Origin of the sequence: Methylobacterium sp. Leaf469 (genome assembly GCF_001424745.1) — a bacterium.
GTDB lineage: Bacteria > Pseudomonadota > Alphaproteobacteria > Rhizobiales > Beijerinckiaceae > Methylobacterium.
Map to the genome: position 1 here is coordinate 1 of NZ_LMRE01000005.1, position 16,074 is coordinate 16,074.

At 68.7% G+C, this 16,074-nt stretch carries 18 protein-coding genes and 1 pseudogene; 9 read left to right on the top strand and 10 right to left on the bottom strand.

The window, feature by feature from the left end; translation table 11 throughout:
* Both ASG60_RS05760 and ASG60_RS05765 read left to right on the top strand, forming a co-directional pair.
* Positions 1–567, top strand: a pseudogene (locus ASG60_RS05760) (sugar transferase); the annotation flags it as partial.
* Between the two features lie 61 nt (positions 568–628).
* A complete protein-coding gene (locus ASG60_RS05765; protein ID WP_056384475.1) occupies positions 629–1,987 on the top strand; it encodes a leucine-rich repeat-containing protein kinase family protein in 1,359 nt (452 codons plus the stop codon).
* A gap of 64 nt (positions 1,988–2,051) precedes the next feature.
* On the opposite strand, the gene ASG60_RS05770 is transcribed toward ASG60_RS05765, so the two are convergent.
* The 9 genes from ASG60_RS05770 to ASG60_RS05810 all read right to left on the bottom strand — a co-directional run bounded on the left by ASG60_RS05770 (position 2,052) and on the right by ASG60_RS05810 (position 8,636).
* Positions 2,052–2,411 (bottom strand): hypothetical protein, encoded by a 360-nt coding sequence (locus ASG60_RS05770; RefSeq protein WP_056262539.1) that lies wholly within the window; start codon positions 2,409–2,411, stop codon positions 2,052–2,054.
* 40 nt (positions 2,412–2,451) lie between these two features.
* A complete protein-coding gene (locus ASG60_RS05775) occupies positions 2,452–2,850 on the bottom strand; it encodes a calcium-binding protein (protein WP_056168372.1) in 399 nt (132 codons plus the stop codon).
* A 374-nt stretch (positions 2,851–3,224) separates the two neighbouring features.
* Complete coding sequence (locus ASG60_RS05780; protein ID WP_056168376.1) at positions 3,225–3,845, bottom strand: hypothetical protein; 621 nt, start codon at positions 3,843–3,845, stop codon at positions 3,225–3,227.
* Positions 3,846–3,853: 8 nt separating this feature from the next.
* Positions 3,854–4,729: an ABC transporter permease gene (locus tag ASG60_RS05785; RefSeq protein WP_056304026.1), complete on the bottom strand. Its 876-nt coding sequence runs from the start codon at positions 4,727–4,729 to the stop codon at positions 3,854–3,856.
* Positions 4,726–5,484, bottom strand: a complete 759-nt coding sequence (locus tag ASG60_RS05790; protein ID WP_056262544.1) for an ABC transporter ATP-binding protein — start codon at positions 5,482–5,484, stop codon at positions 4,726–4,728. The genes ASG60_RS05785 and ASG60_RS05790 overlap by 4 nt, the downstream gene beginning before the upstream one ends.
* Positions 5,481–5,723, bottom strand: coding sequence for a hypothetical protein (locus ASG60_RS05795; RefSeq protein WP_156398807.1), 243 nt, complete (start codon positions 5,721–5,723; stop codon positions 5,481–5,483). The genes ASG60_RS05790 and ASG60_RS05795 overlap by 4 nt, the downstream gene beginning before the upstream one ends.
* A gap of 9 nt (positions 5,724–5,732) precedes the next feature.
* Positions 5,733–6,167 (bottom strand): hypothetical protein, encoded by a 435-nt coding sequence (locus ASG60_RS05800; RefSeq protein ID WP_056168148.1) that lies wholly within the window; start codon positions 6,165–6,167, stop codon positions 5,733–5,735.
* A 79-nt stretch (positions 6,168–6,246) separates the two neighbouring features.
* The gene (locus ASG60_RS05805; RefSeq protein WP_056384477.1) at positions 6,247–7,248 is read right to left on the bottom strand and encodes a YVTN family beta-propeller repeat protein; all 1,002 of its coding nucleotides are present in this window, start codon (positions 7,246–7,248) and stop codon (positions 6,247–6,249) included.
* A 146-nt stretch (positions 7,249–7,394) separates the two neighbouring features.
* Positions 7,395–8,636, bottom strand: a complete 1,242-nt coding sequence (locus ASG60_RS05810) for an ABC transporter substrate-binding protein (RefSeq protein ID WP_082531629.1) — start codon at positions 8,634–8,636, stop codon at positions 7,395–7,397.
* A 225-nt stretch (positions 8,637–8,861) separates the two neighbouring features.
* Between ASG60_RS05810 and ASG60_RS05815 the strand changes: the two genes are divergently transcribed.
* The 7 genes from ASG60_RS05815 to ASG60_RS05845 all read left to right on the top strand — a co-directional run bounded on the left by ASG60_RS05815 (position 8,862) and on the right by ASG60_RS05845 (position 14,532).
* Complete coding sequence (locus ASG60_RS05815; protein WP_056304028.1) at positions 8,862–9,398, top strand: DUF3280 domain-containing protein; 537 nt, start codon at positions 8,862–8,864, stop codon at positions 9,396–9,398.
* A 143-nt stretch (positions 9,399–9,541) separates the two neighbouring features.
* Positions 9,542–10,270, top strand: a complete 729-nt coding sequence (locus tag ASG60_RS05820; protein WP_056384478.1) for a (5-formylfuran-3-yl)methyl phosphate synthase — start codon at positions 9,542–9,544, stop codon at positions 10,268–10,270.
* Positions 10,267–10,845, top strand: a complete 579-nt coding sequence (locus ASG60_RS05825; RefSeq protein ID WP_056168160.1) for a uridylate kinase — start codon at positions 10,267–10,269, stop codon at positions 10,843–10,845. Before ASG60_RS05820 ends, ASG60_RS05825 begins: the two co-directional genes overlap by 4 nt.
* On the top strand, positions 10,842–12,395 hold the full coding sequence (locus tag ASG60_RS05830; RefSeq protein ID WP_056384479.1) for a DUF6513 domain-containing protein: 1,554 nt from the start codon (positions 10,842–10,844) through the stop codon (positions 12,393–12,395). Before ASG60_RS05825 ends, ASG60_RS05830 begins: the two co-directional genes overlap by 4 nt.
* A gap of 4 nt (positions 12,396–12,399) precedes the next feature.
* A complete protein-coding gene (locus ASG60_RS05835; RefSeq protein WP_056168166.1) occupies positions 12,400–12,996 on the top strand; it encodes a DUF447 domain-containing protein in 597 nt (198 codons plus the stop codon).
* A gap of 31 nt (positions 12,997–13,027) precedes the next feature.
* The gene (locus ASG60_RS05840; RefSeq protein ID WP_056262559.1) at positions 13,028–13,561 is read left to right on the top strand and encodes an SRPBCC family protein; all 534 of its coding nucleotides are present in this window, start codon (positions 13,028–13,030) and stop codon (positions 13,559–13,561) included.
* A 68-nt stretch (positions 13,562–13,629) separates the two neighbouring features.
* Positions 13,630–14,532, top strand: coding sequence for a YncE family protein (locus ASG60_RS05845; RefSeq protein ID WP_056384510.1), 903 nt, complete (start codon positions 13,630–13,632; stop codon positions 14,530–14,532).
* An 81-nt stretch (positions 14,533–14,613) separates the two neighbouring features.
* Here the strand turns inward: ASG60_RS05845 and ASG60_RS05850 are convergent, their stop codons facing one another.
* Positions 14,614–15,972 (bottom strand): M23 family metallopeptidase, encoded by a 1,359-nt coding sequence (locus tag ASG60_RS05850; RefSeq protein ID WP_056384480.1) that lies wholly within the window; start codon positions 15,970–15,972, stop codon positions 14,614–14,616.
* Positions 15,973–16,074 lie beyond the last annotated feature (102 nt).

Genomic DNA, 16,074 nt, shown 5'->3' on the forward strand with positions numbered 1-16,074 from the left:
AAAAGCCGATGGCCGACTGGGACATCATCGCCAAGAGCGTGTTCGACCGCCTCGTCGGTCTCGCCATGCTGGTGGCGCTCAGCCCGGTGATGCTCGGCGTGGCCTTGGCCGTCGCCCTCACCTCGCCCGGTCCGGTCCTGTTCCGGCAGAAGCGCTACGGCTTCAACAACGAACTCATCGAGGTCTACAAGTTCCGCTCGATGTACGTGACCCAGAGCGATGCGGGAGCCGCCAAGCTGGTGACGCGCAACGACCCACGGGTGACGCCAGTGGGCCGCTTCATCCGCCGGACGTCCCTGGACGAGTTGCCGCAGCTGTTCAACGTGATCAAGGGCGAGTTGTCCCTCGTCGGACCACGCCCCCATGCCCTTCAGGCCAAGGCCGCCAACACGCTCTACGATCAGGTGGTGGACGGTTATTTCGCCCGCCACAAGGTCAAGCCGGGGATCACCGGCTGGGCGCAGGTCAACGGCTGGCGTGGCGATCGAAAACTGGTCGGTCCTGTTCGACATCAAGATCATGCTCGCGACACCTCTGTCGCTGTTCCGGACCCAGAACGCATATTGATCCGCACGCCCGGATCGAAGACGCCCTTTCGGGGGCGAACGATCGAGGCGGGAGCGACGGCATGACAACGAACGCAGGGACGGCTCGACAGCTCGATGCGCTGGGACGCGGCGATCTCGGCGGCATCCGTGAACTACGCCTGTCAGGCGGCCTCACGGAGTTTCCGCGCGATCTCTTCGGTCTCGCCGACAGCCTGGAAATTCTCGACCTCGGCGCCGGCTCCTTGACCCGCTTGCCCGACGATCTGGGGCGATTGACCAAGCTTCGAGTGCTGTTCTGCTCCGGCAATCCCTTCGACCGGCTGCCGCCCGCGCTCGGTGACTGCTCGGCCCTCAGCCAGATCGGCTTTCGCGGCTGCGGCCTGAGGGAGGTTCCCGGCGAGGCCCTGCCGCCGCTCCTGCGTTGGCTGACCCTGACGGACAACCGGATCGCCCGCCTGCCCGACGCCATCGGGCAACGGCGAGGGTTGCAGAAGCTGATGCTGTCGGGAAACCGACTCACCGCCCTGCCCGAAAGTCTCGCGGACGCCGCACACCTCGAATTGCTCAGGCTCTCCGCCAACGCGCTGGATGCCCTGCCGGCTTGGCTCGCAGCGCTGCCGTCCCTGGCTTGGCCGACCTGGGCCGGCAACCCGTTGGAAGGCGGTCCCCTACCGGCGGATGACAGAAGAATCCCGTGGTCCGACCTCGCGGTCGGCGAACGTCTCGGCGAGGGCGCATCGGGGCAGGTCTTCGCGGCCCAGTGGAAACGCGACGGAATCGAAGCCGGCAAGTCTGTCACCTCGAACAAGCCTTCCACCTCGAACAAGCCTGCCACCCCGAACACGCCCGTCGCCCTGAAGATGTTCAAGGGCGCCATGACCAGCGACGGGTTGCCGGACCGCGAGATGGAGGCATGCCTCGCAGCGGGGCCGCACCCGAACCTCACCGGGGGCCTCGGCCGCCTCGTCGATCATCCGGAAGGAGCGCAAGGACTCATCATGCCGCGCCTGCCCGGTGATTGGCGGGTGCTGGCCGGGCCGCCGAGCCTGGAAAGCTGTAGCCGCGACGTCTACGAGCCTGGCCTGAGCTTCGACGAGGAGGTGGTCCGTGCCATCGCCCGGAGCATCGCGACGGCGGCGTGCCATCTGCACGCGGGCGGCCTCCTGCACGGCGATCTCTACGCTCACAACGTTCTGTGGGACGGGACGATGGGCGAAGCCGTCCTGAGCGATTTCGGCGCCGCCTGCCGTCTGCCGCCCGGCGATGCCGGCGCGTCCCTTCGGCGGATCGAGGTGCGGGCTTGGGGAATTCTGCTCGGCGAGCTGCTGGCCCGCTGCTCCGCCCCCTTGCCGGACCTCGTCGCCCTCGCGGAAGCCTGCACGCAGCCCGAGGTGATGCGAAGGCCCCTCATGGCCGAGGTCGTCATGGCCCTCGCCTGATATGCGAAGAGGGCCGCTCCCGACCGGGAACGACCCTCTCTGACACGAGCCGGAGACGGAAGGGCTACGGCAGGGCGCCGGCCTTCTCCTTCACCTGGGTCATGGTATCCTCACATCCCTTGGTATCGCCGGCCTTGTCCTGAGCACGCGCTTTCTTGATCAGGTCGCGCGCCTCGGCGACGCCACCGGCGCTCGCCTTGGTCGAGGGATCGGTGGGCTTGCCGGCCGGGGGCTTGTCGAGGGCCTTGTCCGAGTTGGATGTCGTCGGACCACCGGCCGGCTCCTTGCCGGTCACCTTCTCCGCACCGGTGCTGTCGAGACGCCGCTCGATGGTGGCGATCTGATCGGTACAGGAGGAGGCGAGGACAGGCCCGGCAGAACCGAGCATCAGGAGGGCGGCCGGCAGAACGTAGCGAATCTGCATCAATTATTTCCTTGAGGGACGGCCGCTCCTGAGGAACGGCTTACTGCAACAGCGTCGCAAGAGAAGCGCCGGCGGGCGAAGCGAGTTCCTTGGCATCGATGGTGCCCTCGGCATCCGGGTCTGCGGCCTTAAAGCGCGCAGCCACCACGGCGAGGTATTCCTTCTTGTCGAGGGTGCCGTCGCTGTCCGGATCGGCGGCCTTCAGCTCGGCGGCGGTGAGGCGGCCGTTCAGCTCCTTGGCGTCGAGGGTGCCGTCCTTGTCCGGGTCGAGCATGTCGAACTGCTTCGCAGCAGCGGCCTGAGCCTCCTTGAGATCGATGGTGCCATCCTTGTCGGGATCGAACGCCGCGACGCTGGCCGGGGCGGCGAAGGCGGGGGCGGCGACACCGAGGCCGAGGGCGGCGAACAGAAGGGCGGCAGCGGACAAACGCGACGTCATCATAAGAAGTCTCCTAAAATCAGGACGCAGAACGAAACCGTTCTCCGAGGTCGAGGGCGGATCTGGTCTCGGGGTACCGAAGCCCCCCGCGGCGAGCTACGCCGTCTCGCCGCATTGCCTAATTGACCCGGGAGAATCTGGCAATACCCACTGGGACTTTTCCCTGATTCGGAACCTGGAGCCCGGCCAGCGGGTGCCCGCATCGAAGCGGGCCATCGCGCAGGCCGAAACGCGAACGGCGCGGCTCCGAGGGAGCCGCGCCGAATGCCGAGCGAGAAGACCGGTCCCCGCGCCTCGCCGGCACGGCGAGCAGGGGGCGGACCGGTCCTGGAGATCAGAGGCGCGCCTGGGAGATCAGAGGCGTGCCTGGGAGATCAGAGGCGTGCCTGGATCTTGCGGGCGATCTCGCCCAGGCGCTGCTCCAGGAGGGTCGGAACCTCGCAGACATAGGTCAGGGACTGGCTGCGCTCCTGGAAGATGCGCCGGTCCCAGGCGAACTTGGTCTCCAATTCGGACGCTTCCTTGGGCATGTCGCGCGCGTCCTGCGCGCTCGGACCGTCCTTCGTCGCGCTGATCTTGTCGGCCTCGTCGCGAATGCGTTCGGCCATGCGGCGCTGTCCCTGGGCGTAGCGGCCGATGCCGGCGATGACCTTGTTGCGCTCGCCGTTGAGGACCTCGAACACCCCGGCGAAGACCCGGGTCAGACGCTTGCCCTTCTCCGCTCCGGCGGTCTCGCCGAAGGCGTCGAGGAGCGGATCGACCTCGTTGAGCGGCGTCCGGCGCGAGGCGATCTTCTGCGCGAGTTGCGCCGCCTCGAAATCGTCGCCCCAGGCGCCGGCCTCGGCGAGATCCGGCCCGGTCCAAACCGTGCCGGGGCTGAGGGTGGAGACCTTGCGCTGGACGCAGGGCCAATCGGGATCGCCCTTGGGCTGGGCGAGGGCCGGTCCGGCCAGCAGACCGAGGGCGAGGAGCGAGAGGGTGCAAGAACGGATCATGGAGCGGATCATGCGGGGTCTCCGGCCGGGCCACCGCGCCGGGCCATGATGCCACGGCCGGGATCGTAGGCGACGACGGCGAGGGTGAAGAAGGCGAGGGTCGTCCCGAGGACGACCGCGCAGGCGACGGGTGCGAACTGCCCGTAGAGGGCGAAGCGCACGAGCTGCACCGCATGGGTGAAGGGGTTCGCCATGCAGATGAGGTAGAGGGTCTCGGAGGATTCGCGGATGCGCCAGAGCGGGTAGAGGGCCGAGGAGGCGAAGAACATCGGGAAGATCACGAAGTTCATCACGCTGGCGAAATTCTCGAGCTGCTTGACCATCGACGACAGCAGCAAGCCGATGGAGCCGAGCATGAGCCCCGCCGCGATGAAGGCGGGCAGGGCCGCGACGTAGCCGATGGTCGGAATGTCGAGTTCCCAGAACCAGGCGATGGCCAGAAACGCGTAAGCCTGCACCACCGAGACGGTGACGCCGGCGATCAGCTTGGCGAGCAACAGCAGCCAGCGCGGATAGGGGCTGGTAAGCAGCACCTTCATCGAGCCGACCTCGCGGTCGTAAACCATCGACAGGGACGATTGCATGCCGTTGAACAACTGGATCATCACGGCGAGACCCGGCACCACGTAGACCTCGTAGAGCACGTAGGTCTGGTAGGGCGGCTCGATGGAGACGCCCAGCGTGTTGCGGAACCCCGCCGCGAAGATGAACAGCCACACCAGGGGCCGCACCAAGGCGGAGAAGAACCGCTCCTTCTGATTGAAGAACCGCAGCAGCTCACGCCGAACAATACCGCCGAGGCAGATGAGGTAGCCGACGGCGTCGAGGCGTCCGAGATGAGTCACGGGTTTGTCGACGGGGGCCGGTGCGAGGGTCTTGCTCATGCGGCCTGCTTGGCGGGTTCGGCGACGAGGCGGCGGAAGGCGGCTTCCAGGGACTCGGTTCCTTGGGCGATGGAGCCGGCGGTGCCGCGCGCGACGATGCGGCCCTTGTGCAGGACGATGGCGGCGTCGCCTGCTTCGATCTCCTCGAAAATGTGGGTCGCCCACAGGACCGACAGGCCCTCCTCGCGCACCAGCGCCCGCACGATGGCGACGATGTCGGCCCGCGATTCGAGGTCGAGGCCGACGGTGGGCTCGTCGAGCAGAAGCAGGCGCGGACCGTGGATGAGGGAGCGGGCGATCTCGATGCGCCGGGACTGGCCGCCCGACAGGGTCCGGACCTTGTCGTCGCGCCGATCAAGGAGCCCGACGCGGGTGAGCAGCGTCTGGATCCGTTCCTTGGCCGCCCTGCGGGTCATGCCGTGGAGACTCGCATGGTAGAGGAGGTTCTGCGCCACCGTGAGGTCGGTATCCAGGGTGCGGGCCTGGAACACCACACCGAGGCGGGCGAGCGCCCGGCTCGGCTCCCGGTCGAGGGCATGGCCGAGGATCGAGACCCGTCCGTCCTGGTTGGCGTAGAGCCGCGTGATCACCGAGAACAATGTCGTCTTGCCGGCTCCGTTGGGGCCGAGGAGGGCGGTGAACCGGCCGCGAACGACGCTGAGGGACACGTCGGACAGGGCCGCGCGGGAGCCGAAACGATGGCTCACGTTCGCGACCTCGAGGGCGGTGCTCTCCGTCACGAGGTCGGCGCTCAAGGCTTCAGGGCCCGGCGGGCGTCGCCGACGGCGTCGAGGCACTCGTCGAACTCGCCCTCGCCCAGCTCGCGCTCGGCGACTCGGAGCGCCTTCTTGAGCTTGCCCTGGAGGGGTTCGGCCGGGTTCTTGCCGAGCTCCATCCGGATCATGCCGATGCCGTCCGTGCAGGCGGTCTTTTCGTCGGCGAGCGCCGGGCTCGCCAGGGCGGCGGCAGCGAGGGCGAGGAGGGGCAAGCGCATGAACATCCCCTACTTCACGATGAACTTGCCGGTCATGCCCTTGGACTCCAGTCCATGGACTGACCAGGGGTATTCGCCCGGCTTGATCGTCACGAACTCGATGGCGATCTCGCCCGGATCGTCGAATTCGAGGTGGTCCGGCGGACCGCTGCCGTGGATCTCGAGGTGCTGGATGACGATCTGGTTGAACCAGATGTTGCGGAAGAACTCGGTGGCGTAGAACTTGTACTCCTGCCGGCCCTTGGCGACGATGCGCAGGCGGTAGGCCTTGCCGGATTCGAGCTCGATCTCCCGGTTCTCGACGACGTAATCGTTGCCCTCCTCGTTGCCGAGGACGAGATCGGGCAGGTTCGACCGCTTCTTGGTGAGATCGACGGCGGAGGCAGGTCCGGCCATCATCCAGGCCGCGAGCCCGAGGGCCGCCGCACGCATCGTTCGCTTCATCACGTCCGCGGATCCTCCCGTTTGCCGCCCCATGGCGTTTGCCTCCCCACGCCGGGAAGGGCGAACGCACCCAAAAAGATCAGTTCGGTGAGACCGCGACGCCCCACGGCAGCAATCCCACTGGAATGCTCTTCACCACCTTCTCGGCGGCCACATCCACCACCGAGATGTCGTTCGACGAGCCGTTGGTGGAGAACAGCAGCTTCTGGTCGGGGGTGAAGGCGAGCTGCCAGACGCGCTGGCCGACGGGGAGGTACTTCTCCACCGTGTGGGTCTTGGCGTCGATGACCGCGATGCGGTTGGCGGGGCCCAGCGCCACGAAGGCCTTCGAGCCGTCCTTGGTGATGCGGATGCCCACGGGCTGGATCGCCTCGTCGTTCACGCTCGGGATCTTGAAGGCGATCTTCTTGACCACGCGGCGCGCGGCGACATCGATGATGCTCACCGTGCCGCCGACCTCGGCCGAGACCCAGAGGAACTTCCCGTCTGCGGTGAACTCGGCGAAGCGGGGGCGGGCATCCACCAGCACGTTGTCGATCACCTGGAACGTGGTGGTGTCGATGAAGTGGGCCATGTTGGTGGTCTCGGAGGTGTTGACCAGGATTTTCCCATCGGGCGACAGGCCCATCCCCTCCGGCTCGACGCCCACGGGCACCTCGGCCATGACCTTGTTCTTCTCGACGTCGATCACAGTGACCTGGCTGTCGTCCTCGTTGGCGACGTAGAGCAGGTTCCCCGTTGGCCCCAGGATGAACTGCTCCGGATCGGGCCCCGAGCGGAGCGAGCGCACCACCTTGCCGGTGGCGGTGTCGAGGACGTCGATGCGGTCGTCGTCGCTGGCGCAGACGAAGAGTTCCTTGCCGTCCTTGCTGGTGGTGACGCCGCGGGGGCGGCGGCCGACCTTCCAGGTGCCCGTCACCGCCAGGGTCTCGCTGTCGATGACGCTGACCGAGTTGCCCTTCTCGTTGGTCACGTAGACGGTGTAGGCGCTGGCCGAACCGGTCCCGGCGAGAGTCGTGGCGGCGAGGAGCACCCATGCCAAGACCGGTCCCGACGCGTTCGCCTTGAAGCCGCGGCTCATCCTGTGTCCTCCTCGCGCCCACCGCTGTCTCGCGCGCGGTTGGGCATGCAGCGTTACTATAGTGCAGCCCCGTCTCACGGGGAGCGCCGGACCGCAAGCGGGACGGTCACCCATTGCCGCAGGCCCCGGTCGATCAGGGACCCCCGTCAGGGAAATTTGCAGGTGGTCTCGGGGAGATCGATCCCGAGGGTATCGAGCGGCGTGCGCTGGTGGGTGAAGCCCTGCTCGGGCGCCACCGAGACCATGGCTTTGGGCTGAACCACGATCACCGGCTGGCGCAACTGGTGGTCCCACGGCCGGTAGGTGAGCGATACGCCCTTGTAGGCCGGCAGGCTGAAGGCGGGGTCGGCGAAGTAGGGGGCGAGCACGGCGGGGTCGGCGGTCTTCTTCTGCGTCGCCGCCTCGCCGATGGAGCGCACGGCCGCCCAGGCCTGATAATCGAGAGGCCGCATGAGCCGCCCGGCCTGGCGCCGGAACCGGTTCTGCGCCTGCGCCGCGCCCCAGGTCTCCAGGGTCGGATGCCAGGTGGTGGCGATGAGCCCCTGCGTGCCGGCCACGGGGCGCGGATCGACGGTGCGGAACGGGACGTAGTCGCCCCAGTCGTTGGCCTCGTCGGCCACGATGGCGAGGTCGTAATCGACGCCGCGGGTGAACACCATCGCCTCGGAGCGGGTCGGCGTGTCGCCCCGCGCCTTGGCGAGCGGCCCGAAGGTCCAGGGCTTCTCGGCCGTGATCTTGAGGTTGAACTTGCGGGCCGAGTTCTTGAACGCCTCGGCGTAGAGCCGGTCCCCGTCCTGCGGGCCGGTGATGAGGAACATCTTGCGCCAGCGCATCAGGGTGAAGAACTGCGCCAGCGCGTCCGTCTGCATCGCCCGGCTGGGCAAGACATGGAACACGTTCCTCCGGCAATCGACTCCGCGCAGGCGGTCGTCGGGGGCCGCGACGTTGAAGACCGTGACGCCCTCCCCCTTCAGCGCATCGGCGACGGCCAGCACCGCGTCGGCGGGAAGTGCCAGGACGAGGAACTTGATGCCCCGCCCCGTCAGCTCGCGGGCGGCATCGACGGGGCTCTTCGTGGCGTCGAGGGCGATCTCATCGAGGGCGTACGTCTGCTTGGTGAAGCGGCCGGTCGTGTTGTTGTCCTTGATCGCCATGCGCGCGCCGGCCACGCCCTCGTCCTCGGGCGCGGCCTCGGCATCGTAGGAGGAGGGGGCGAGCTCGGGCCGGTAGATCAGCCCGATCCGGGTTTCCGTCGCGGCGGGCGTCGGAGCCGCCGCCGCCGCCTCCGAGCGTGCGGGCTCCTGCGCGACGGCGGGGAGACACCACGAGCCGCACAACCCGAGGAGGAGAGCGAATGGGGCGAGGGGGGAGCGCGTCGAAGCCTGCATGAGGCGATCACGCTAACAACATTGTTCCGCCACGCTCAATCGGCGTTTGATAAGGAAATCATAAGCCCCGCCTGCAGCCCGAGCCGTTCCGGGCGCACGGTGCACGCGGCAGGATACCGCCGGGATGCAGGGATCACCCTGCCTCCCCCGGCGTTGCCAGCCGGTGGTTCGGGTATCATGCTGCCGACAGGCCCGGGCTGCGCCCGACGCGAGACGAGCGAAGTCATGACGCGACCGATCCCCCTCCCCCGTGCCGGACACGTTTGCGCGAGCCTCGGTCTCCTGCTGGCCCTGGCTGTGGGAGCACCCGCACAAGCCGCCCCCGAGAAAGCGGCGATCTTCGGCATCGAACTGTTCGATCCCGGCGTGGTCGGGGGCCGTAAGGCGCGGCCGGACGAGACCCGGCGCCTCGTCCTCGTCACGGAGGAGCTGCGCAAGGCCCTCGGTGAAGCGGTCGAGCCCATCGACGTCGCGCCGCAGGCCGCCGAGATCGCCAAGCAAGCACCGCTCTACAAGTGCGACGGCTGCGCCGCCAGCATCGCCAAGACCCTTGGGGCGGACCTCGCCATCAGCGGCTACGTCGAGAAGGGCTCGAATCAGATCTTCAACCTCACGGTGACCATCGCGGAGGCCGCCACCGGCAAGATCGTGCGCGGCGGCCGGGTGGTGATCCGGGCCGACACCGACGACACCTGGGCGCATGCCATGCGCTGGGTGGTGAAGAACCGCCTGCTCGCCGAACCCCTACCGAACCGCTCGTGATGCGTCCGGTTTTTTGCTAGGGCCAACGTCGCATCCGCGCAGGGTTGCGCGGAAAGCCAGCTGAACGTTGTCGATCCCGAACGTTGCCGATCCCGAACGTTGCCGATCCCATGAGTCCGAGCGAGTCGAAACCACCGTTGTTGATGCCCTCCCCCTTCGAACGCGGTGCGTATCCCGACGACGCCGTTCCGCGTCTCCTCGTGAGCGTACGCGACGCCGACGAGGCCCTGGCCGCCGCCGCCGCGGGCGCGGATCTGGTCGATGCCAAGGACCCGGACCGGGGGGCCCTCGGTGCCCTCCCCGTCACGACGGTGCGCGCCCTCGTCGATCGCATCGCTGGACGCGCCGTCACCAGCGCCGTGGCGGGCGAGCCGACGGACGCGACCGCCCTCGCCCCTTGCGTCGCCGCCATGGCCGCCACGGGGGTGAACTACGTGAAAGTCGCCGTGCAAGGGGACTTTCCCGACACGGCACTGGCCGAGGCCGCCGCGGCCGCGCCCGGCCGGCTCATCGCCGTGCTGTTCGCCGAGCATGAACCCGCGCCCGCTCTCGTGGCGCGTGTGGCGGCGGCCGGATTCGTCGGTGCCATGATCGACACGGCGACCAAGGACGGGCGCCGCCTGCCCGACCTCCTGCCGATTCCGGTCCTGACGGCCTTCACCCGCGCCTGCCGTCGGCACGACCTCGTCTCGGGCCTCGCCGGCTCCCTCGCGCTCGCCGACATCGAGAGCCTGGCTCCCGTCGGCCCGCACTACCTCGGCTTCCGCGGCGGCCTGTGCCACGACAGCGATCGCACGAAAGGCCTCGATCCGGCCCGGGTGGCGGAGGCCGTGCGGATTTTGCGCGCTTGCGCCCGCCGAGACGCCGCATGAGTTCCGAAGTCATGGTCGTGAAGGTCGGCGGCAGCCTCCTGTCCGACGCCGGCCGCCTGCGCGCTGTCCTCGCCGGCCTCGCGGAGGGCCGGGACGGCCCCTGCGTGGTGGTCCCCGGCGGCGGCCCGTTCGCCGAGGCCGTGCGGACCTCTCAGGCGGCGCTCGGCTTCGGCGATGCGCTGGCCCACCGCCTCGCCCTCGACGCTATGGGCCGCATGGCCGAGATCTTTTCGGCGTTCGAGCCGCGCTTGGCCATCGCCACGACGTGGGATGCGGCATCGGCGATCCTCGCCCGCGGCGGTGTGCCGGTCTGGGACCCCATCACCCTCAAGGCCGGGCATCCCGACATCCCGGAGACCTGGGACGTCACCTCCGACAGTCTCGCCGTGTGGCTCGCCACGCAATGGAACGCGCCGCGCTGCGTCCTGGTGAAATCCGCCCTCGTGCCCATGGGAGCATCGTTCGAGGATCTCGCCCGTCTCGGCCTCGTCGACGCCGCGTTCCCGGCCTTCGCGGCGCGCTACACCGGTGCCGTCGTCCTGCGTGGCCCAGCCGAGACCAGGGCCGCCGCATGAGCCCCCCCGAACACCTCGTCTTCATTACCGGTCGCATGGCCAAGGCGCGCCTCGAGAAGGTCGCCGCCACGCTCCCGGCCGATCGCTTCGCCTGGAGCATCGCCGATGCCGGGGTGAAGGTCGCGGCCCTGATGACGGAAGAAATCATCCGACGCCGGGTGACGATTCCCGAGGGCGCCACCCGCATCGTCCTGCCGGGCCGTTGCCGGGCGAACCCGGAGGCCCTGGCCCAACATTTCGGCCTGCCGGTGGAGCGCGGCCCCGACGAGATCGTCGACCTGCCGGCCTATCTCGGCCTCGCCGGACGCACGGTGGATCTGTCGCGCCACGACCTGCGGATCTTCTCCGAGATCGTCGACGCCTCCAAGATGACGCCCGATCAGATCCTCGCGAAAGGCCTCGACCTCGCCCGCCGTGGCGCGGACGTCATCGATCTCGGCGGTCTGCCCGACACCGATTTCCCGCACCTCGAGGACTGCGTGCGCCTCCTGAAGGGCGCCGGCCTCAAGGTCAGCGTCGATTCCTTCTCCCTCGACGAACTCACCCGCGGCGCCAAGGCGGGCGCCGATTTCCTCCTGAGCCTCAACGAGGACACCCTCGATCTCGCCTTCGAGACCGACGCGGTGCCGGTCCTCGTGCCCGTGCGGCCCGACGATCTCGCCTCCCTCGACCGGGCCATCGAGCGCATGGAGAAGGCCGGGCGTCCCTACATGGCCGACCCGATCCTGGAGCCGATCCATTTCGGCTTCGTCGAATCCATCACGCGTTATCACGAGACCCGGCGACGCTGGCCCGGCATCGAGATGATGATGGGCACCGGCAATCTCACCGAACTCACCGAGGCCGACAGCCTCGGGGTCACGGCGCTGCTGGTGGGCATGTGCTCGGAACTCGCCATCCGCAACGTGCTCATCGTCCAGGTCTCGAACCATACCCGCCGCACGGTGGAGGAGCACGACGCGGCGCGGCGGGTGATGTACGCGGCCAAGGCGGATTCGGCCCTGCCGAAAGGTTACGGCCGCTCCCTCCTGGCGCTCCACGACAAGCGCCCCTATGTGCAGACCCCGGACGAGATCGCGGCCCAGGCGGCCGAGGTGAAGGACCCGAACTACCGCATCGCGGTCGCGGAGGACGGCATCCACGTGTTCAACCGCGACACCCATGCCATCGGCACCGACGCCATGGCGTTCTTCCCCGATCTCGACGTGGCGCAGGACGGCGCCCACGCCTTCTACCTCGGCGGCGAACTCACCAAGGCCGAGACCGCCTGGCGTCTCGGCAAGCGCTACGTACAGGACGAGGCCCTGGTCTGGGGTGCGGCCGCCGACGCCGAAATCGAGGACACCACCGCCTTCAAGAAGGCCGGGCACACCAAGCATTCCGGCCCGGACGGCGCGAGCCGCGATACCACATCGCCCGAGGCCGATGCGGGCCGGCCCGAGACCTTGGGCCCAGGGGAGACGTCCGCCGCCGATGCGGTGTCGGAGGTGCCGTCGGAGGCCGGCGCCCGCATCGTCTGCGGCAAGCTCGTACCGGCCGGGAAAGCGTAACGCCGTGCCGCTGATCCTCGAGACCGTCGTCACCACGACCTCGCCCGCCGGCGACCTGCACCTCGTGCCCTTCGGTCTGATCCAGGACGGGGCGGAGTGGGTGTTGGCCCCGTTCCGGCCGTCGCCCACCATCCTCAACCTCGAATCCAATCCGGTCTTCGCCGCATCGAGCCCCAGCGACATCCGGGTCATCGCCGGCGCCGTCACCGGCCGGCGCGATTGGGCCACCCTGCCCTGCGACCGCATTCCCGGCCGGCGCCTCGCCGACAGCTTTGGCCACGCCGAATTCGAGGTGGTGGGGGTGGAACCGGACGAGACCCGTCCGCGCTATCGGGGACGCATGGTCCATTCCGCCGCCCATATCCCGTTCTTCGGCTACAACCGGGCGCAGGCCGCCGTGCTGGAGGCGGCGATCCTCTCGACGCGCCTCCAGATGCTGGACCCCGACAAGATTTTGACCGAGATGCGCTACCACGCCATCGCGATCGCCAAGACCGCCGGGCCCGCCGAGCGCGAGGCCTGGGACTGGATCGAGGACAAGGTCGCCGCCGCCCTCGGGCGCGACGACCGCATCCTCGATAAGCCCCCCGCAGCACCTTAAGAGTGTGTGTTCCCGAGGAGACGAGACCCCGATGAAGTTTTTGGCACTCACGACGGCGGCGGCCTTCGCCCTCGTCTCGTTCGGCGCCCAGGCGCACGGCCCCACCCGCAAGAAGGTCGAGGAGACCGTCGAGATCAACGCCACGCCGGATAAGGTCTGGGCCGTGATCTCGAACTTCCAGGACATGAGCTGGCTGCCTCCGGTCGAGAAGACCGAGGGCAAGGGCGGCAACGAGATCAAGGCCACCCGGACCCTGACCCTGAAGGGCGGCGCCACGGTGGACGAGGAGCTGTACAAGTACTCGGCCGAGAAGATGAGCTACTCGTACCGGATCACCAAGGTCGACGTGAAGACCCTACCGGTGAACGACTACTCGTCCACCATCAAGGTCGAAGATGCCGGCGGCAAGACCAAAGTGTCGTGGGACGGCGCGTTCTACCGCGGCTACATGAACAACGATCCGCCGCCCGAGCTGAACGACGAAGCGTCCCAGAAGGCCGTGCGCGGCCTCTACCGCACCGGTCTCGACGCCCTCAAGGCTAAGGTCGAGAAGAGCGGTTCTTGAGCGACATCCGCTCGCATCGCGCAGCACGGAAGGGCCGGCGTCATGCCGGCCCTCTCCTCCTCGCCCTGATGCTCGTCACGGCGCAGGCACGCGCCGAAGAAGCCCTCGTCACGGCGCAGGGCGCCAATGTCCTGGCCGTGGTCGACCTCGAGGCCGGTGCGGTGGTGGGCCAGATCGCCATGGACGGCGCGCCCGCCGGCATCGCGCTCTCGCCGGACCGCAAGACCGCCTACGTCACCCGCCCCGAGGGCCCGGGCCTCGCGGTGGTGGACCTCGCGACCCGCACCGTCACCACCACCCTCGCCCTGCCGGGTGGCCCGCTCGGGATCGCCGTGAACCCGAAGTCCGGTGTCGTCTACGTGGCCGATTGGTACGGCAGCCGGGTCTTCGTGATCCCTGCCGATGGCTCCCGCCTCGAGACCGAGTTCCAGGTCGGCGCCTCGCCCTCCGGCATCGCCGTGACGCCGGACGGCGCCACGATCTTGGTGGCCAACCGTGAGGGCGATTCGGTCTCCGTCGTCGATGCCGCCACCCTGGCCCTGACCCGCACGATTCCCGTCGGCCGGCACCCGTTCGGTCTCACCCTCGATGCGGCGGGCGCCCGCGCCTACACCGCCAACGTCACCTCGAACGACGTCTCTGTGATCGATGTCGCGGCCGGCACCGAAATCGGCCGGGTGACCACGGGCGAGCGGCCCTACGTGGTGGCCCTTGCCGGCAACCGCGGCTTCGTCACCGACCAGTATGCGGGCACGGTGAGCGTGTTCAATCTCCAGACCCTCACCAGCGTCGCGGCCATCGAAGTCGGCGACCACCCCGAGGGCATCGCCGCCACCCGCGACGGCACGAGCCTGGTGGTGGCGAACTGGGGCTCGAACACCCTCAGCATCCTCGACGCCGCCACCCTCAAGGTGACGAAGGAGATCCCGGTCCCCGACGGTCCCCGATCCTTCGGCGACTTCTTGCGCTGAAGGCAGGTCGCCTTTCCCCAAACGAAGAACGGCGGCTCCCTGGGGAGCCGCCGTTCTTCGTTTCAGCCCCTGCGGGCCGCTTCAGTTGCTGGCGAGATGCGGCATCGGATCGACGGGGGTCGCGCCCTTGCGGATCTCGAAGTGGAGCTGAGGCGAGGTCACGTTGCCGGATGCGCCAGACTTGGCGATGGTCTGGCCGCGCTTGACCTTCTCGCCGGGGCGGACATCGAGTTCGCCGTTATGGGCGTAGGCCGAGACGTAGCCGTTGGTGTGGCGCACGAGGACGAGCTTGCCGTAGCCCTTCACGTCTGAGCCGGCATAGGCCACCGTGCCGTCCTCGGCCGCCTTCACCGCCGTACCCTCGGGCACCGAGATGTTGATGCCTTCGTTGCCGGACGAGCCGTAGCCCGAGATCACCCGGCCCTTAGCAGGCCAGCGGAACGAGGTGTCGGACGCGACCGAGCCGGTGCTGGCGGGCTCGGCCTTCGGCGTCTCGACGGCGGCGACCTTCACGGGCGTCTTCGCGGCTTCCTTGGCAGTTTCCTTGGCGGCGGCTTCGGCGGCCTTGGCCTCGACAACCTGCTTGGCCGCCTTGGCGGCTTCGAGCTTGGCGACCTTGGCCTCGGCCTCGGCGGCCTTCTTCGCCGTCTCCTTGGCCGCGTCGGCCTTCACCTTGGCGGCATCGGGCTTCGTCTCGGCCTTGGCCTCCTTGATCTCGATCTTCCGCACGGCCTTGTCGTCGGCCTTGGCGACGGCCTGGCCCGGACGCGGATGCGCCTTCCTGGCATCGGCGGCCTTGGACTCGGCCACCGCCTTGGCGGCCTCGGCCTTGCGGGTCTCGACGAGCTTCTTCGCCTCGGCGAGCTTGCGGGCGTCCGTGAGCTTGGCCTCGGCGGCCTTCCTCTCGGCGGCCTTGCTGGTCTCGACGAGACGGCGCGCCTCGGCGAGCTTCTCGGATTCGGCCTCCTTGCGGGCAGCCAGGGCGGCGACTTCGGCGGCCTTGCGCTCGGCGGCGCGGTCGACGACCTTGGGAGCGGGCGCCGCCGGAACGGTGCGGGTCGTCATGGCGCGGCCCGCATCCGGGTTCATGCCGGACACCATGCCGGAGACGGGCTCCGTCGAGGCGACGCGGCTCGTCTGCGCCCGGGGGGCCGGCGGCACCGCGGCCATGGGCCGGGGCGACATCGCCACCCCGGGGGCGCCGAGCGCCTGGGACTGGATGCGGCTCGTGCGCACCACCGGAGCCGGGGCGATCTCCCCGTCCGGAAGGCTCCCCGTGGCGACCGGCTCGCTCGCCATATTGGAAGCGAACGGATTGCCGAAGGGGTCGCCGAGGCGCGACGCATCCGACGAACAGGCGGCCGCGCCGCCTCCAATCACTCCGATGAGTGCGAAGCGCGACAGCGTCTTCAACCCTCGACCAGTCCCGCGAACCCGCATCGACGCACCTGTCTGACCTGACGCAACTTGATGACGTCATTCAAACGGGATTCAGGTTAAACAACCGTTCCGATTCACCACGTTCGCGTCGATCGGAAACCC

What these genes read in the sequence shown, in the direction of transcription:
- ASG60_RS05795 (WP_156398807.1), bottom strand. Translation starts at nt 5,723, where the DNA reads ATGCGCTTGCCCCTCCTCGCCCTCGCTGCCGCCGCCCTGGCGAGCCCG.
- ASG60_RS05820 (WP_056384478.1), top strand. Translation starts at nt 9,542, where the DNA reads ATGCCCTCCCCCTTCGAACGCGGTGCGTATCCCGACGACGCCGTTCCG.
- ASG60_RS05800 (WP_056168148.1), bottom strand. Translation starts at nt 6,167, where the DNA reads ATGAAGCGAACGATGCGTGCGGCGGCCCTCGGGCTCGCGGCCTGGATG.
- ASG60_RS05775 (WP_056168372.1), bottom strand. Translation starts at nt 2,850, where the DNA reads ATGACGTCGCGTTTGTCCGCTGCCGCCCTTCTGTTCGCCGCCCTCGGC.
- ASG60_RS05815 (WP_056304028.1), top strand. Translation starts at nt 8,862, where the DNA reads ATGACGCGACCGATCCCCCTCCCCCGTGCCGGACACGTTTGCGCGAGC.
- ASG60_RS05785 (WP_056304026.1), bottom strand. Translation starts at nt 4,729, where the DNA reads ATGAGCAAGACCCTCGCACCGGCCCCCGTCGACAAACCCGTGACTCAT.
- ASG60_RS05805 (WP_056384477.1), bottom strand. Translation starts at nt 7,248, where the DNA reads ATGAGCCGCGGCTTCAAGGCGAACGCGTCGGGACCGGTCTTGGCATGG.
- ASG60_RS05830 (WP_056384479.1), top strand. Translation starts at nt 10,842, where the DNA reads ATGAGCCCCCCCGAACACCTCGTCTTCATTACCGGTCGCATGGCCAAG.
- ASG60_RS05845 (WP_056384510.1), top strand. Translation starts at nt 13,630, where the DNA reads ATGCTCGTCACGGCGCAGGCACGCGCCGAAGAAGCCCTCGTCACGGCG.
- ASG60_RS05825 (WP_056168160.1), top strand. Translation starts at nt 10,267, where the DNA reads ATGAGTTCCGAAGTCATGGTCGTGAAGGTCGGCGGCAGCCTCCTGTCC.
- ASG60_RS05765 (WP_056384475.1), top strand. Translation starts at nt 629, where the DNA reads ATGACAACGAACGCAGGGACGGCTCGACAGCTCGATGCGCTGGGACGC.
- ASG60_RS05840 (WP_056262559.1), top strand. Translation starts at nt 13,028, where the DNA reads ATGAAGTTTTTGGCACTCACGACGGCGGCGGCCTTCGCCCTCGTCTCG.
- ASG60_RS05810 (WP_082531629.1), bottom strand. Translation starts at nt 8,636, where the DNA reads ATGCAGGCTTCGACGCGCTCCCCCCTCGCCCCATTCGCTCTCCTCCTC.
- ASG60_RS05770 (WP_056262539.1), bottom strand. Translation starts at nt 2,411, where the DNA reads ATGCAGATTCGCTACGTTCTGCCGGCCGCCCTCCTGATGCTCGGTTCT.
- ASG60_RS05780 (WP_056168376.1), bottom strand. Translation starts at nt 3,845, where the DNA reads ATGATCCGTTCTTGCACCCTCTCGCTCCTCGCCCTCGGTCTGCTGGCC.
- ASG60_RS05850 (WP_056384480.1), bottom strand. Translation starts at nt 15,972, where the DNA reads ATGCGGGTTCGCGGGACTGGTCGAGGGTTGAAGACGCTGTCGCGCTTC.